A 15,332-nucleotide genomic window follows, 5' to 3' on the forward strand; every position below is an offset into this window, starting at 1 on the left:
GAATAAATCAGGCCGTCCGGAAAAATACCGGGCGGCCTGTTTGTTATGCTCTTTTCTTCGCGGGAGTTCGTTTCCGGGGAGCCGGTTTTTTCTGTGTTCTATCCAATGAAGCCTGTAAAGCCGCCATCAAATCTGTGACGTTTGAAGGCGCCGCCGGTTTTTCGCTAGCAGAAACGGTATCTTTCCCCGACTTCTTTGCTTCAATGAGTTCCATTAAGGCTGTCCGGTAATCATCTGTATATTTAGCAGGTTCAAATGTCGTTGTCAGCTGGTCCACCAGCAATAAAGCCGTATCCAGTTCTTTTTTTACGACCAGATCCTCACCGGGAATATTAGGTACATCCCCGATACTCCGGACCTCATCGGGAAAATGAATCGTTTCCATCAGCAGTGAATCCTGATAGACACGTACGACTGCCAATTGTTCTTTGGATCGGATGATGATTTTAGCGACGCCGATCTTTCCGGATTCTTTCAAAGCTTTTCTAAGCAGGGCATAGGCTTTTCCACCATTGGCATCGGGTGCCATGAAATAGCTCTTTTCAAAATAAATGGGATCGATTTCTTCCAGCTTGACGAAGTCTACGATTTCCACCGCTTTATCTTCATTTTCCTTCTTTAGTTTTTCCAGCTCTTCTTCATCCAAGACAACAAATTTATTCTTTGAGTATTCATACGCCTTGACCAGTTCCTCCCCTTTAACTTCTTTTCCACAGATGGGGCATACTTTTTTATAGTTAATGGGAGAGTGGCATTCTTTATGCAGCTGGCGTAGTTTGATGTCGTTATTTTCGGTGGCGGCATGCAATTTAATCGGGATATTGACCAAACCGAAGCTGATGCTGCCTTTCCAAATGGTGTGCATGACGATAACCTCCTTCAAATGAAATCTTTCCGGGTAGTATGCGAAATTCAGTTCATCCTATACATGAATGGAGTGAGTGGATTTGAAGCCTATGCTGATGACAGAAACTGCAGAATTACCCGAAGACGGCGATTGGTCGTTTGAAGTGAAATATGACGGATTTCGCTGTCTTCTTTATTGGACGGAGACAGAAGTCTTTTTATACAGTCGAAATGAACGGCTGCTGAATGACTGCTTTCCCGAGATCATAGAGTTTTGTGAAGCGAAACTTGAACACGTCTCCGTTCATTTGCCGCTGCTCCTCGATGGAGAGATTGTTCATTTGCTGAATGATTACAGAAGTGAATTTCACGCAGTGCAAACGAGAGGAAGAATGCGCAGCGAGAAAGTGATCCAGCAGCATGTCCAAACATTTCCTTGTGAGTATATTGCATTCGATTTACTGAAACATGCAGGAAAAGAGATAACGGGGAAAACATATGAACAGCGTAAAGAGAAGCTGAAAAAGCTTTTTACGCAGCTGGAACTCCCGGTGAAAGTGAAATACAGGCATCCTGCAAAGGTGCAGGCGGCTGAGGTGTTTGAAGAGGCGGCACCATGTTGGGACCGGGTTCTTTTGGCAAATGGAGAAGGTGTAATTGCGAAAAAAAGAAGCAGTGAATGGCTGGAAGGAAAACGTACGGAAAACTGGCTGAAGTATAAAAATTGGCGGAAAGTTCATGTGGTGCTTACATCATTTGATAAGGAAAACGGTTTTTTTACCGGCGCAGTTTATCGTGAGGATCAGCTAGCCGAAGTGGTCACGTTCCGCCACGGTTTATCGGGGGACGAAGAGGGCATTCTCCAAACCTTTTTTTATGAGAATGGAAAAAGATTGAGCGGAAGTTCCCGGTGGATAGTGAAGCCTTCTGTCTGTGCAGTCATCCATTGCATCGATTTTGACGGAAAACATCTGCGAGAGCCCCGTTTTGATTCCTTCGCTTTGGATGTGCATGCGGAACAGTGTACATGGCAGCGAATGTACCGTGAGCTCTATCCGCTGCCGCCTAATATCGAGGTAACGCATCCTGAAAAGTGTCTATGGAAGAAACCGGGGATAAAAAAAGAAGATTACTTATTGTATCTTCAGCTGGCTGCGCCGTATCTTCTGCCGTTTTTACAAGACCGGCTGCTGACTGTCATTCGATATCCGCATGGAACGGTTTCGGAAGAGCGTTTCTTTCAGAAGAATGCTCCGGATTACACGCCGGCATTTGTCCGTACAGTTCAGAATGAAGGGATTGATTACATTGTATGCGACACGATCGAGACATTGCTGTGGCTCGGCAATCAGCTGGCTTTGGAATTTCATATCCCGTTCCAGACCGTCCGGACGGCGAATCCGACAGAAATCGTTTTTGATTTAGACCCGCCTTCGGTTGAATACTTTTCATTGGCAGTGGAAGCGGCAGTGCAGATGAAAGCTATTTTCGACCAATTTCAATTACAGGCATTTGTCAAAACCTCGGGAAATAAAGGGCTCCAGCTGTATATTCCCTTACCGTATGATCAGTTCAGCTATGAGGATACACGCGTGTTTACGAAATTCGTTTGTGATTTTCTGTGCGAGCAGGAGCCGCAATGGTTCACAACGGAGCGGCTGAAGAAAAACAGAGGAACAAAATTGTATTTAGATTATGTGCAGCATCAGGAAGGCAAAACGATTATCGCGCCTTACTCACCGCGCGGAAATACGGACGCATTGGTTGCGACCCCACTGGATTGGAGCGAAGTCACTCAGTCGCTACAGCCAAGTATGTTTTCCATATACTCTGTATTAGAGCGGCTGGAGACAACTGGTGATTTGTTCAGGAATTTCAGTGAAGCGGGGGAGAAGCAGCCGTTTCAAGACGTGTTAAACAACTTAAAAGGGTTGATGTGAAGAGGGATTCTGCAAAATGAAAGGGGTCTGACGGGAAGCTTGCCGGGACAGTTCCTTCTTTATTCGGCGATGATCATAAAACATCCGCTTATTTATGCTCATAGACGCTTTTGATGCCTGTATGTTTTCTATCATTCGGCAAAGGGTAGATAACTAATAAACAAATAGGCAGGGGACAATGAATGATGAAACTGCATATGGGGTCTTTATATTGGGAGTCGACATTTGAACGCACAGACTATGAAAACAATGAAAAAAAAGAAGTGTACGATGTAGCAATCATCGGAGGCGGCATGTCAGGAGCTCTTTGTTCCTATGTGCTGTCGCAAGAAGAGTATTCGATAGTTTTATTGGAACAGGAAAGGATCGGATCCGGCAGCACCGCGGCAAATACCGGTTTGCTGCAATTTTCCAATGATATTATGCTCCATGAATTGATCGGGCAGATTGGAGAAGAACAGGCTGTGGAGTTTTACCGGTCATGTAAACGTGCGCTTGAACAGCTGCAGAGTACGGCGGAGCATATGCCGTTTGATGTGCAGTTCCACACGCGTCAAAGTCTCTATTATGCCAGTACGGAAGCAGACGTACCGAAATTGCGCCGGGAATATGAGGCGCTCAGGAAGCATGGTTTTCCAGTCGAGTTTTGGGAGCGGGAAGATATTGAATCTCATTTTTCATTCTCCAAGCCGGCTGCTATTGTGACGAAAGGCGATGCGGAAGTAAACCCTCTCCGTTTATGCGCGGGAGCTGTCCAGTATGCTTATGAAAAAGGCATGCATGTCTGGGAACAGACAGAAGTTTTAGAGATTCAGGAAGCGGATGAAAACACAATCGTGAAAACCACTGCAGGAGATTTTTATGCACGTACAGTTGTCGTCACGACAGGATATGCACCGGCGCCGGAAATGAAGATTGAACAAAAAGATTTGAAAGTTACCTATGCTGTGGCAACCGAACCTTTTGAAGATCTTTCATTCTGGAAGGACCGCATGATGATCTGGGAAACTGAGCGCCCTTATTTATATATGCGGCTGACAGATGACCAGCGCATTGTGGCGGGAGGGCTCGATAAGGACACCGATCAGCTGCCGAAAACAGAGGAGCAGACAGCAGAGAAATTTAATGAATTAAGGCAAGAGCTGGAGAAACTTTTCCCTAATCATCCAATCAGGCTGGAGTATGAATGGACCGCATTATTCGGTGAATCGACCGATGAACTCCCGGTTGTCGGACATCATCCGGAAGAGCCACATGTTTATTATTTAATAGGCTTGGGGGGCAATGGGACGGTTTACAGTATGCTGGGCGCCCATTTAATCCGTGATGAAATGAAAGGGAAACAAAATCCAAATGAACCTATATTGGAGCTGGAACGCTGAAAACAGCAGGCCATGATGAATCTCATCATGGCCTGCTGTTTTTTCACAGACTAGTAGAATTGTTATTTACTTACAACATTACTCCGATTGTCGGGCAACATCAATATATATAGTCCAGTTACTCTAGATAATTATATCTTTTTGTCGAATTATATAAGTATATTGTAGGAGGGTGAAAACAATATAACGACACCTGCTTTTCAACGAGGATACAATTTTGCTTATACAGCCTTCACAATGTTCTGTTAAAATAAAAGAAGATCAAAGCACACTGTGAGAGGAAGATCATCGAATGAGCCGAATATCACTGCGAATGAAAATGTTCATTTTTTCATTTATTCTTGTATTCTTCTCCGTTGTGACGAGTGGAGTAATCATGATTCACAATATATCCGGGGCGTTTGAGAAAGAACTGGGGTCACGTGCTATTGCAATTGCACGCACTGTTGCTCAGCTGCCTGACATTAAGCAGGATATCGGAAAAGCGGACGGTGCATCCAGCATCCAGCCGATTGCTGAGCGTGTGAGACTGGCGACAGATGTCGATTATATAGTGGTATTTGACATGGATCGCATTCGTTATTCACATCCGTCCGAAAGCAAACTGGGTACCGTTTTTGAAGGCGGTGACGAGCAGGCTTCACTGTCAGAACATGAGTATGTCTCAAAAGCCCAAGGAGTAATGGGGTTTGCGATTCGTGCTTTTGTTCCTGTCATGGATCAAGAAGGGGTAAAACAAATCGGGGTGGTTTCGGTAGGGATACTTTCACCGACCTGGCAGAGTTTGTTGAATGATTATAAGAATGATATTTTGTTTTCATTGATGAGCGGACTGCTGATCGGCCTGATTGGCTCTCTGTTCATTGCCAACCATCTGAAAAAGCAGACATTAAATATGGAGCCATATGAAATTTCACGCTTGGTGGAAGAGCGGTCGGCCATGATGCAGTCGATGGACATCGGTATACTGGCAACGGATGAACAGGAAAGGATTGTCTTTTTGAACCGGCTGGCACAGGAATACACCGGTCTGGAGAATGAAATGATTGCTGTCGAGGAGGCATTCCCAAATACATGGCTGACGAAGGATGCTTTGCGTAAAGAGGAAGAAGTCGCATATCGTCCGTTACTGCTGCATGGAAAGATGATGCTTGTGAGAATTTTTCCGATTATCGTCAATGACAGGCGTGCAGGTTCGTTAATTATGATGACTGGTCAGAAAGAAGCGCATTCATTGGCGGAGGAACTGACCGGAATCAAGTCACTCGTAGATTCCCTGCGCTCGCAAAACCACGAATATATGAACAAACTGCACAGCATCGCAGGTTTAATACAGCTGGACCGTTCTCAGGAAGCGCTAAAGCTGATCATTGATGAGACGTCTGATGAGCAGGAAGTGATGCAGTTTTTGAAGGAACGGATTGCAGACTATTCCATTCTGGGGATACTCATCGGCAAGCGTTCCCGTGCAAAAGAGCTGGGGGTTTTATTTACCATTGATGACGAATCCTATTTATCGGAAGTGATGACCGGATTTTCAAGCGGGGATCTCGTGACGATACTCGGGAATTTAATCGATAACGCGATGGAAGCCTGCCTGCTGGAAGAGGAAAAGAACATTACTATTTTGATAGAGGGAGATCGGGATTTCCTGTTTATTGAGATAGAAGACAGTGGCTGCGGATTGCCGGCTGAAGCGGAAAAGATGTTTGACTACGGATTCAGTATGAAAGGAAAAGAAGGCAGGGGAATCGGTTTGGCTTTAGTGAAACAAATCATGGATTCCAATAAAGGAACGATTTCTGCGCGTTCACAATCTGTTGCAGGATCGATCATTACGTTGAAAGCGGGTGAACAAAATCATGGCTGAATTGGCTGTATACATCGTAGAAGATGACCCAATGGTGCTGGAAGTGAATAAGGGTTTTTTGCAGAAGCTGAATGGTTTTAAATTAATTGGAGAGTCAATGGAAGGAAAGCCGGCGATCGAACAGATTCGCGAGCTGCAGCCTGATTTGATATTACTGGATATGTATTTGCCGGATATGACAGGAATGGAACTGCTGAAACTGATTCGGGCGGAAAATGTCGCGAGCGATGTGATCATGATTACGGCAGCACGGGATGCCATTACTATTCGGGAAGCGCTCCGGTTTGGTGCCGTTGATTATTTAGTGAAGCCCTTCCGTTTCGAGCGGTTTCAGGAAGCGCTGTTGAAATTCAGTAAAAATTATTGGAAATTTCATTCGGTTGATAAATTGAAGCAGGAAGATATCGATGTATGGATGGGCAGTACAGGGAAAATTTCTGATCTGCCCAAAGGACTAAATGAATTTACAATGGAGCAGGTTTACTCAGGACTGAAAAGTGAAGGAGTGCCGCTCACTGCTGAACAGTTGGCTCAAAAAGTGGGAATGGCAAGGGTAACTGTGCGAAAGTATTTAGAATTTCTTTCGATTGATGGAAAAGTGCATATTGAGCTTCAGTATGGAAATATAGGACGTCCGACACGGTATTATTCCTCTAAATAGAATGTAAGGGCACAATAGGGAAATACCATAAAGACCATAATGTCCATTAACTTCTTAATATTGTATTTTGTCTAAAATTACTTAAAATAAAAATTATCAGATTAATGGTGATTGGGGAAGGAGCATGAGTTTCGATGTATGCTCTGAAAAGAACTTTTTTCATTGTCATGAGTTCGCTTGGAATAATCGTAATGCTTGCAGGCTGTCAGCAGACTCGGTATCCTGTCGATCATGAACAATTAAGTGGGGAAGAACGGCTGGTTATTCGCTTTTCACATGTAGTGGGCGAAGATACCCCGAAAGGTCTGGCAGCCAGAAGATTCGCCAGTCTGATGAAAGAGCGCAGTGATGGATATATCGAGGTGCAAGTCTTTCCGAACAGTATGTTGTACAAAGACGGCGAGGAAATGGAAGCGCTTTCGGATAATGATATCCAAATGATTGCACCTGCCACATCGAAAGTGACATCGATTGTACCGGAATGGTCTGTAATGGACCTGCCTTTTGCCTTTGACAGCTATGAAGAAGTCCATGCTTATATAAAGGGCAAGACCGGACAGGAACTGATCAGTAAGCTGGATCAGCAAGGTTTAGTTATGCTGGGGATGTGGGATAACGGTTTCAAACAACTGACAAATCGTGATTTTCCAATTAACGAGCCGACAGATATTAAAGGCTTGAATATGCGGATCATGCCGAGTGATATCATCGAGCAGCAATTTAATCTGTTCGGAGCATCCGCTGTGAAATTGGACTTTGATAATGTATTTCAGTCATTGGATGAGGGTTTGATCGATGCACAGGAAAATACGATGTCCAATATTACGAGTAAGAGTCTGCACTACAGGCAGGAGTATATGACTGTCAGCAATCATGGGTACTTGGGATATGTGCTGCTGATGAACAAGGAGTTCTGGGAAGACCTTCCTGATGAAGTTCGTTCATTGATTGAAGAAACACTGTCCGAAGTGAGTGAATGGCAGCAGGAAATTGCCCATAAGTTAAATGATCAGGAACTCTCCAAATTGGAAGAATGCAATTGCATTGAGATTACTCATCTCTCCGATGAAGAGAAACAACAGTGGGAAGAAGCTTTCAGCCCGGTTTACGATTTTTATCGGGGGCGGTTTGGGGCTAAAAATATAAATTCACTTCCGAAAATAAAAGGGGGAAATAAAGAATGAAAAAGTTTCTATTACTGGCGATAATCAGTATGTTTGCTATCGTAGCGGCAGCTTGTTCATCTGACAAAGAGTCTTCATCAGGTTCAGGCGACGGCGAAAAAGATACATCTTCTGATAAGCCGATCATCATCAAGTTTTCACACGTTACAGCAATTGACAGTGTGAAGGGGAAAGCAGCTGACCGCTTTGCTGAGTTAGTAGCAGAAAAGACTGACGGGAAAGCGAAAGTAGAAGTATATCCGTCATCACAGCTTTATGGGGATGCAGATGAGCTGGATGCATTGGTTTCCGGCAACGTTCATATGATCGCGCCGTCTGTTACAAAAATGGTGAAATTGGACCCTCGCTGGCAGTATGTTGATATGCCTTTCTTGTTTAAAGATCAAGATCACGCTCGCAAATTTTTCGAGAGTGACGTAGCACAAACGATTTTAAACAGTGATCAGCTGAACAGCAACGACATTATGGGATTAGCATTCTGGGAGAATGGCTTCAAACATTTCTCTAATAATAAGCACGAAATGAAAACACCTGAAGATCTTAAAGGATTGAAGTTCCGTGCACAGGCAGGAAAAGTACTTGAGTCTCAGTTCAACGCACTGAAAGCAGGAAGCGCAACGATTTCATTCGGTGAAACGTATGCAGCTCTTCAGCAGGGAACTGTTGACGGACAGGAAAATACATTCAACAACTTTGATACGCAGAAATATTCTGAAGTACAAAAACATTTGACAGTAAGTGAGCACGGCCGTTTGGACTACGCAATATTCGTTAACAAATCATTCTGGGACGGTATGCCGGAAGATATCCGCGGACAAGTGGAAGAAGCTTTGAAAGAAGCAACAGAGCTTGAGTGGCAGCTGGCTGATGAAGAAAACGCAGCAAGCTTCGAAAACATCAAGAACTCTGGAAAAGTGGAAGTTACGGAGTTGTCTGAAGAAGAGCGTCAGAAATTTGTTGATGCATTGCAGCCGGTATACGATGAGTTTTCAGATGACATCACGCCTGAATTGCTTGATGGGATCCGTGACTTAAAATAAGAAGTATGAACATCTTTGTGGGAAAGCGGAGATCATAATGCCTGTTATAAACAGGAATATGCATGCCGATCTGATAACCGGATCGGCATTTCTCTTTTCATTGGCACAGTGCATTACTTGTCGTCTTTTGAATGTGTTTTCCAAACGGGAGTTAAATTTGGAGGGACGACCAGTACTGCACTTGCAATTGTTTAATAGGTAAAGAAGGGGTGTGCTAGATAATGAAAACATTTCACAGGATTTGGAGAGGCATTGAAGAAATTTCAGCAGGAACATTTTTCTTTGGCGGTATCACACTCATTTTTTACGGTGTCATCATGCGTTATGGCTTCAACTCGCCTAAAGCATGGGTAGAAGAAGTGGTGCGTTATGTAATTATCTGGGGTGTGTTTTTAGGGTTTTCGATTGCGTTGCGGCATAATCAGCATATTCAAGTAGATCTGCTGTATGATAAGCTGCCTACGAAAATACAGAAAGTCGTTGATATATTTGCAACAAGCGTCAGCATTTTCTTCTGTCTGGCGTACACATACTACGGATACGTACTGGTAGAATCCCGTTTTCATTCGGGTATGGTATCGCTTGATGTAGGGATTCCAATGTGGATCATCTACTTGATTCTGCCGATTTCGGGTCTATTATTCACGTTGCGTTTCATTGAGAGACTTGTTCATCAGATACGCGGAAAGGATGTAAAATATGATAATCCTCTTACTTAGTATTTTCTTTATTTTGCTCCTTCTGCGCGTTCCGATTGCGATCAGTCTGGCTTTATCGACGATGGTTGTGCTGTGGCAGATCGACTTTAATATGACCATGGTGCCTCAGCGCATCTTTACCGCGCTTGACTCATTCCCAATGATGGCGATTCCAGGGTTTGTGCTTGCGGGAGTATTGCTTGCGCGAGGCGGGATTTCAAAGTATTTAATTGAGGCTTTGAAAACATGGGTTGGACACTTGCCGGGAGGCCTTTCGGTCGTAACCATTCTGGCTTGTATGATTTTCGCTGCAATTTCAGGATCAAGCCCTGCAACTGCCGCCGCTATTGGTTCCATCATGATTCCTGCGATGGTGAATGCAGGGTATGATAAAAAATATTCTATGGGACTCATCGCAGCTGCCGGTACGCTGGGCATCTTGATACCGCCAAGTATTCCATTGATCATCTATGGGATTACCGCAGAGGTTTCTATTGGTAAATTATTTATGGCCGGCATTATCCCGGGCATCCTTTTAGGAGGAGTCCTGATCGTTTCTGCTATTTTCTATGCTAAGAAAAACGGCTATAAGAGTGAGAATAAAGCGACTTGGGAAGAGAGAAGAAAGAGCTCGCTTAAAGCAATTTGGGGAGCATTCCTTCCATTCTTGATCTTGGGAAGTATTTACAGCGGAGTCGTAACACCGACAGAGTCTGCTGTTATTGCAGTATTTTACGGTATTGTAGTTTCCGCATTTATTTACCGTGAACTTCATTTCCGGGATATTCGCCCGATTATTATTGAATCGATCAATATAACTGCGATGATTTTCTTGATTATCGGTGCGGCAAGTCTGTTTGGCCTGTATTTGACAAATGCACAGATACCGCATCATATCGGTGCCTGGATTGCAGAAAGTGATATGAATAAATGGGTATTTATTTTAATCGTCAACTTGCTGCTGTTCGTGCTCGGTATGTTCTTGGAAGCTGTATCCATTATTTTGATCACGCTGCCGATCTTGCTGCCGATGCTGGTGCACTTCGATATCAACTTGCTGCACTTCGCGATCATTATGACAATCAACATGGAGCTGGGTATGATTACACCGCCGGTTGGTCTGAATTTATTTGTAGTGAGCGGGATAGCAAAGGAAAAACTCGGGGATGTTGTCCGGGGAGTCATTCCATTCATTTTCCTGATGATTCTCGTATTGGTGCTCGTCGTACTATTCCCGCAGCTTTCGTTGTGGCTGACAGAGCAAATGGATTAAAAAGCAGGTCCTTCAGTGCAGTTTTGTACTGGAGGGCTTTTTTGAATGCAGAAAAAGTTTAGTCATACAGTCAGGAAGGGAACAGTAAGGGCAGAGGAGTGACAAGAGATGGAGATCTATACGGTTGGACATTCTACACACACAAAGGAAGAGTTTTTGAAGCTTCTGGATGATGCAGGCATAGAAAAACTAGTCGATGTGCGGGCCTTTCCCGGCAGCCGGAAATTTCCTCATTTTCACGAGGATCGAATGAAAGAATGGCTTCCTGAACATCAGATTGCGTATGAACATTTTGGCAAGCTTGGCGGCCGTAGAAGAAAGTCGAAAACGGTTGATCCGGAAATAAATGATGGCTGGAATAACCAATCATTTCATAACTATGCGGACTATACGCTGTCGGACGAATTTCTAGAAGGAATCGATCAGTTAATGAAAGAAGCGAATGATGACAGGATTGCAATTTGCTGTTCTGAACGTCACCCGGCCAGGTGTCACCGGATGGTCATCAGTAATTGGCTTGCAGAACATGGCTGGAAGGTGAAACATATTATCGATGGTCCGAAAGAAAAAACACTTATTGAAGACCACGAGATCGGAAAGTGGGGTCCCCACGATGTTGTGCTTGAAGATGATGGCTCCGTTACGTATCCTGCAGAGCCGGATGAGGAAAAGGAATGATTCATAACTGTCGGGATGAAGGTCCGGGCAGTTTTTTGCGTCGTGAGTCTGGCGGAGTAATGAAAATCGTCTAATACGGAGGGGGGCGCTCCAAAAGCACGCCGGCCGCGCGTAAGTCATCGCTGAGCGAGCGAAACGACGCCGGACCCGCGCGTAACTTGAGCTTTCGCGCAACAAAACCCTCCTGCCGCGCTCCAAACTCCGTGTTTGCCACACCAATCGCGCTATCAGACGGAAACTCATCGCGTAATTTTGGCACGATGATCATACTACCTTCGTGCCTGATCATAGATGTCATCTGCGTGCTCATATTGTCGGGCGAACCGCTCATTCAGCACCCGTTCGCGCTCATGCCATTCTCCCACTTGATCATACATACCTTTCGCGTGATCATAGGACATTATAAAATTGTCGCGCTGCCGAAAAAGTTGCACAAAGAACAGGGCTGCCTTGGAAATCAGACGGAATGATTTCCAAGACAGCCCTGTTCGATTATTCATACAGCGTTTATCTGTCTTCAAAACAGATAGAATGCCGTCATGTTACATATTCATGTGCTTGAACAGTTGAAGACAAACTTTTATTTTGCTTTAAAATTATCCTATGCCAGAAACTCCGGGCTTACCGCGAGCACAGAGTTTCTGGACACTCATTTATCTTTTTTATATATTCAGATGAACTAGAAAATGTCTTACTGGCGATTATTCAAGTACTAGTTCCAGCTCCAGTTCTTTCATATATCGGTAAACAGGCACTTCATCTTTCACATTTACAGGAATAAAGTTGAATGCAACATAGCTGTCTACTGATTCAGGTTCTAGTGAGAGTGCAACGAGATTTGCAGTTGGTTGAGCCATGCTGATTACGTAACTGCCTGCTGGGAAAAAGATTGTTTTCTTGGATAGTTCAGCATCCACATTTGCAAGCATATGACCTTCATATAGGTTAGTATCTACTTTTTTATCTGTAATGACATAGCGCTCAACCTCAAGCCTTTGAGCATTTTTTGTTTTAGCTACAGTTGCCCCCTGCAGTGTAAGCTTGTCCGCAATATGATGGTAAGCGGGCGGTAAAATATAAGCGGTAGGACGGATTCTTTCTAAAGTTGGGACTCCATTCGTTGCGCTATTATAGCTGACAGGTATTTCTTTTACGGTTCCTGTAGCGACATCTACAACTTCAAGTGATTGATTTTTAACTTCTGTTCGGTCGCTTCGTAAAATAACTGTATCTTGGTCAGAGACTGATTTTCCTTTAGTAACGATTTCATCACGGGCGTCTTGTATCATCTTCTTAACGCCCTGAGCATTTTTTGCTGTTGTCTTTAAAATACTTGAATGTGTTTCAACTTGCGAAGCGACTCGTCGAACAAAGTTTTCTTTGCCAATGCCAATGCCACGGCTTTCAACTAGGAAAGAAAAGCTGGGCTGTAAACCATTTGCATTACGTCCGATTCTAGCTTCGGCACCGCCTTCATTTAACGTAACATGGCCATTCTTAGAGCCATCAGTAAAGTATTCTCTGTTTGAATAACCTTTTTTATCAAGTGCTTCAAAGACATTTTTACCGAATAAATCATCGGATTTGTCCCGTATTTGCTTAGGAATATTTAAGTTTTTACCTGATAATAATAAAATATCATGGTACTTGATAGAACCTTTTTCTCCGAAGCTCTTGAATACTGATTCACTTAATCCATATTCATGTGCGTCAACAATGACTTCGGGATTAATCTGGTTGATTGCTTTATGAAGAGCCTGTGTTTCAGGAAGTTCTAATTTCACGTGGTCCCGGTTCGCATCTAAGCGCAGAGCTGTTTGCCGCTGGAAGTATTGGGCGCCATCCGGGTTAATACGTGGATAAATGATGACGTTTATATCATCGAGTACTTCATTTCCGAGATTACCATTGGCTAACTCATTGGCCATAACGAGCATCGATTCACCGCCTGCCGGCTCATTTCCATGTACATGTCCTTGCAGCCAAACAGTTGGCTTTGCCTTAAACTCTTCTGTATCTTTGCTGCCGGCAGTTGTGAAGATCAACATAGGCAACTCTTCGCCTTCAAGAGAGTGACCTGCAATTTCCATCGTGACATTTGGATTTGCTTCCGCAATACCTTGTAAATAACGCATCATATCCGGATTGTTTGTCATCCACTTGTCTTTTTTCATACCTGGCGTTACTAATTCCATTTCAGGTTCCTTATACAACTCTAAGATCTCAGAAGACTGTGCATAAAAAGTGCTTGGCGCATAAGGTGTATACGGGAACGTTTGGCCGGCGGCTGGAGGAATGGAAGACTCGGTGGTTGCAGCAGATGAATATACAGGTGCTGCGACAAGAGTTGCTATGAGTGCTGGTAGTAATAGTTTTTTCTTTAACATGAAAATCCCCCTTAGTTAGTTAATTAGCTGGTAAGCGCTTACAAATTCAATTTATATTAGAAGCATCATGGATTCAATATAAGATACTTATATTCGAAAAATTTCGTCCAATTAGTCTAGATTATTAAAATACCATACTACTCTTATCTCATAGTATTTAATTATTTCGAGTGTGGAGTAATAATTGTATAACTTTAGTAATATTTGAATGAAAAGTAATTGGTGCACGAGTTAGATGGGAAACCAGTAATCCGAACGGTAAACCATAAAGTTACTAACAACTCAGGCATGACTTAAGGAGCGGTTTCTACCCTTTATTCAAAAAGTGTGGCAGTGAGCAGTGGCCTTATCTTCCATAGTCTGCTATATGAAATGGAATAGGGAGGAGTTTGAAATATCGACGGAAAAATTTACAAGGGGAAAGGAAGAAAATCTTAATACGAACTTAACTAGCGCGTAACTAAGGCTTCCGAACACCAAAACACCTCTTTGGCGCTCAAAGCTCCGTATTTGCCATACCAATCGCACTGTCAGACGGAAGCTCATCGCGTAATTTTGTCACGATGATCATACCACCTTCATTCCTGATCATAGATGTCATCTGCGTGCTCATACTGTCCGGAAAAACCGCTCATTCAGCACCCGTTCGCGCTCATGCCATCCTCCCACTTGGTCATACATACCTTTCGCGTGATCATAGGGCATTATAATATTGTCGCGCTGCCGAAAAAGCTGGACAAAGAACAGGGCTGTCTTGGAAATCAGACGGAATGATTTCCAAGACAGCCCCTGCTTGATTATTCATACAGCGTTTTTTCATGTGTTCCATCTGTCTTAAAAACAGATAGAATGCCGTCATGTTCATTTACATATTTTTTCGCTTTATCCAACAGCTCCGTTTTAGTGTCACCTTTGTAAATCACGTGGTCACTATTCGGCTTTTTGAATACCCATTCGTCATCGCGCGGCTTTACTTCATAATGGGGACGGCTGTCACTTTTACCTTCTACGTATTCATGTGCTTGGGCAGTAGCAATCGAGATGGCACGGCCTTCTTCATAGTTTTCCCTCAACAAAGCATTGGCAATTTCAATGGCTTTATTACGCACATCGGAATCCAAATTTTTCATGGACGGCGGATAATCATTTTTACTCCATGGCATGAATCGTCACCTCCTTCCATATAAATTCCCTTTTTTAGTAGAATGTAAACGCGTAATATGAATGACAAGCAGCTCTCTAACCGCACATTAATTTCTCGGAAAATAGAAGAATTATAGTACTTATTTATCAACCTATTCTAATTAGTTTGATAACTAACAAATTAAATGATAAAATCTATTTGATAACTAAGTAAGTTTGATCTCACTAGG

13 protein-coding genes are annotated in these 15,332 nt (G+C 43.5%); 9 read left to right on the plus strand and 4 right to left on the minus strand.

What is annotated here, in order from left to right; genetic code table 11:
* Positions 1–43: 43 nt before the first annotated feature.
* The gene (gene ku, locus GDZ68_RS09400; RefSeq protein WP_153722037.1) at positions 44–865 is read right to left on the minus strand and encodes a non-homologous end joining protein Ku; all 822 of its coding nucleotides are present in this window, start codon (positions 863–865) and stop codon (positions 44–46) included.
* A gap of 91 nt (positions 866–956) precedes the next feature.
* Here ku and GDZ68_RS09405 point away from each other — a divergent pair, with 91 nt between their 5' ends.
* The 9 genes from GDZ68_RS09405 (at position 957) to GDZ68_RS09445 (ending at position 11,572) form a co-directional block, all read left to right on the plus strand.
* Positions 957–2,786: a DNA ligase D gene (locus tag GDZ68_RS09405; protein ID WP_330583162.1), complete on the plus strand. Its 1,830-nt coding sequence runs from the start codon at positions 957–959 to the stop codon at positions 2,784–2,786.
* A gap of 182 nt (positions 2,787–2,968) precedes the next feature.
* The gene (locus tag GDZ68_RS09410; protein WP_153722039.1) at positions 2,969–4,168 is read left to right on the plus strand and encodes an NAD(P)/FAD-dependent oxidoreductase; all 1,200 of its coding nucleotides are present in this window, start codon (positions 2,969–2,971) and stop codon (positions 4,166–4,168) included.
* 292 nt (positions 4,169–4,460) lie between these two features.
* Positions 4,461–6,038, plus strand: a complete 1,578-nt coding sequence (locus tag GDZ68_RS09415) for an ATP-binding protein (protein WP_153722040.1) — start codon at positions 4,461–4,463, stop codon at positions 6,036–6,038.
* A complete protein-coding gene (locus tag GDZ68_RS09420) occupies positions 6,031–6,699 on the plus strand; it encodes a response regulator (protein WP_153722041.1) in 669 nt (222 codons plus the stop codon). Before GDZ68_RS09415 ends, GDZ68_RS09420 begins: the two co-directional genes overlap by 8 nt.
* 134 nt (positions 6,700–6,833) lie before the next feature.
* On the plus strand, positions 6,834–7,883 hold the full coding sequence (locus GDZ68_RS09425; protein WP_153722042.1) for a DctP family TRAP transporter solute-binding subunit: 1,050 nt from the start codon (positions 6,834–6,836) through the stop codon (positions 7,881–7,883).
* On the plus strand, positions 7,880–8,923 hold the full coding sequence (locus tag GDZ68_RS09430) for a DctP family TRAP transporter solute-binding subunit (RefSeq protein WP_153722043.1): 1,044 nt from the start codon (positions 7,880–7,882) through the stop codon (positions 8,921–8,923). Before GDZ68_RS09425 ends, GDZ68_RS09430 begins: the two co-directional genes overlap by 4 nt.
* 221 nt (positions 8,924–9,144) lie before the next feature.
* Positions 9,145–9,642 (plus strand): TRAP transporter small permease, encoded by a 498-nt coding sequence (locus tag GDZ68_RS09435; RefSeq protein ID WP_153722044.1) that lies wholly within the window; start codon positions 9,145–9,147, stop codon positions 9,640–9,642.
* Complete coding sequence (locus GDZ68_RS09440; protein ID WP_153722045.1) at positions 9,623–10,894, plus strand: TRAP transporter large permease; 1,272 nt, start codon at positions 9,623–9,625, stop codon at positions 10,892–10,894. The genes GDZ68_RS09435 and GDZ68_RS09440 overlap by 20 nt, the downstream gene beginning before the upstream one ends.
* 108 nt (positions 10,895–11,002) lie before the next feature.
* On the plus strand, positions 11,003–11,572 hold the full coding sequence (locus GDZ68_RS09445) for a DUF488 domain-containing protein (RefSeq protein WP_153722046.1): 570 nt from the start codon (positions 11,003–11,005) through the stop codon (positions 11,570–11,572).
* Positions 11,573–11,841: 269 nt separating this feature from the next.
* Here the strand turns inward: GDZ68_RS09445 and GDZ68_RS09450 are convergent, their stop codons facing one another.
* The 3 genes from GDZ68_RS09450 to GDZ68_RS09460 form a co-directional block, all read right to left on the minus strand.
* Complete coding sequence (locus GDZ68_RS09450; protein ID WP_153722047.1) at positions 11,842–12,072, minus strand: hypothetical protein; 231 nt, start codon at positions 12,070–12,072, stop codon at positions 11,842–11,844.
* A 201-nt stretch (positions 12,073–12,273) separates the two neighbouring features.
* Positions 12,274–13,959: a M14 family metallopeptidase gene (locus GDZ68_RS09455; protein WP_153722048.1), complete on the minus strand. Its 1,686-nt coding sequence runs from the start codon at positions 13,957–13,959 to the stop codon at positions 12,274–12,276.
* A 797-nt stretch (positions 13,960–14,756) separates the two neighbouring features.
* Entirely contained in the window at positions 14,757–15,122 is a 366-nt protein-coding gene (locus GDZ68_RS09460) for a DUF2188 domain-containing protein (RefSeq protein ID WP_153722049.1), read from the minus strand.
* Positions 15,123–15,332: the final 210 nt, after the last annotated feature.

It is taken from the genome of Sporosarcina cascadiensis, assembly GCF_009650995.1.
Taxonomy (GTDB): domain Bacteria; phylum Bacillota; class Bacilli; order Bacillales_A; family Planococcaceae; genus Sporosarcina; species Sporosarcina cascadiensis.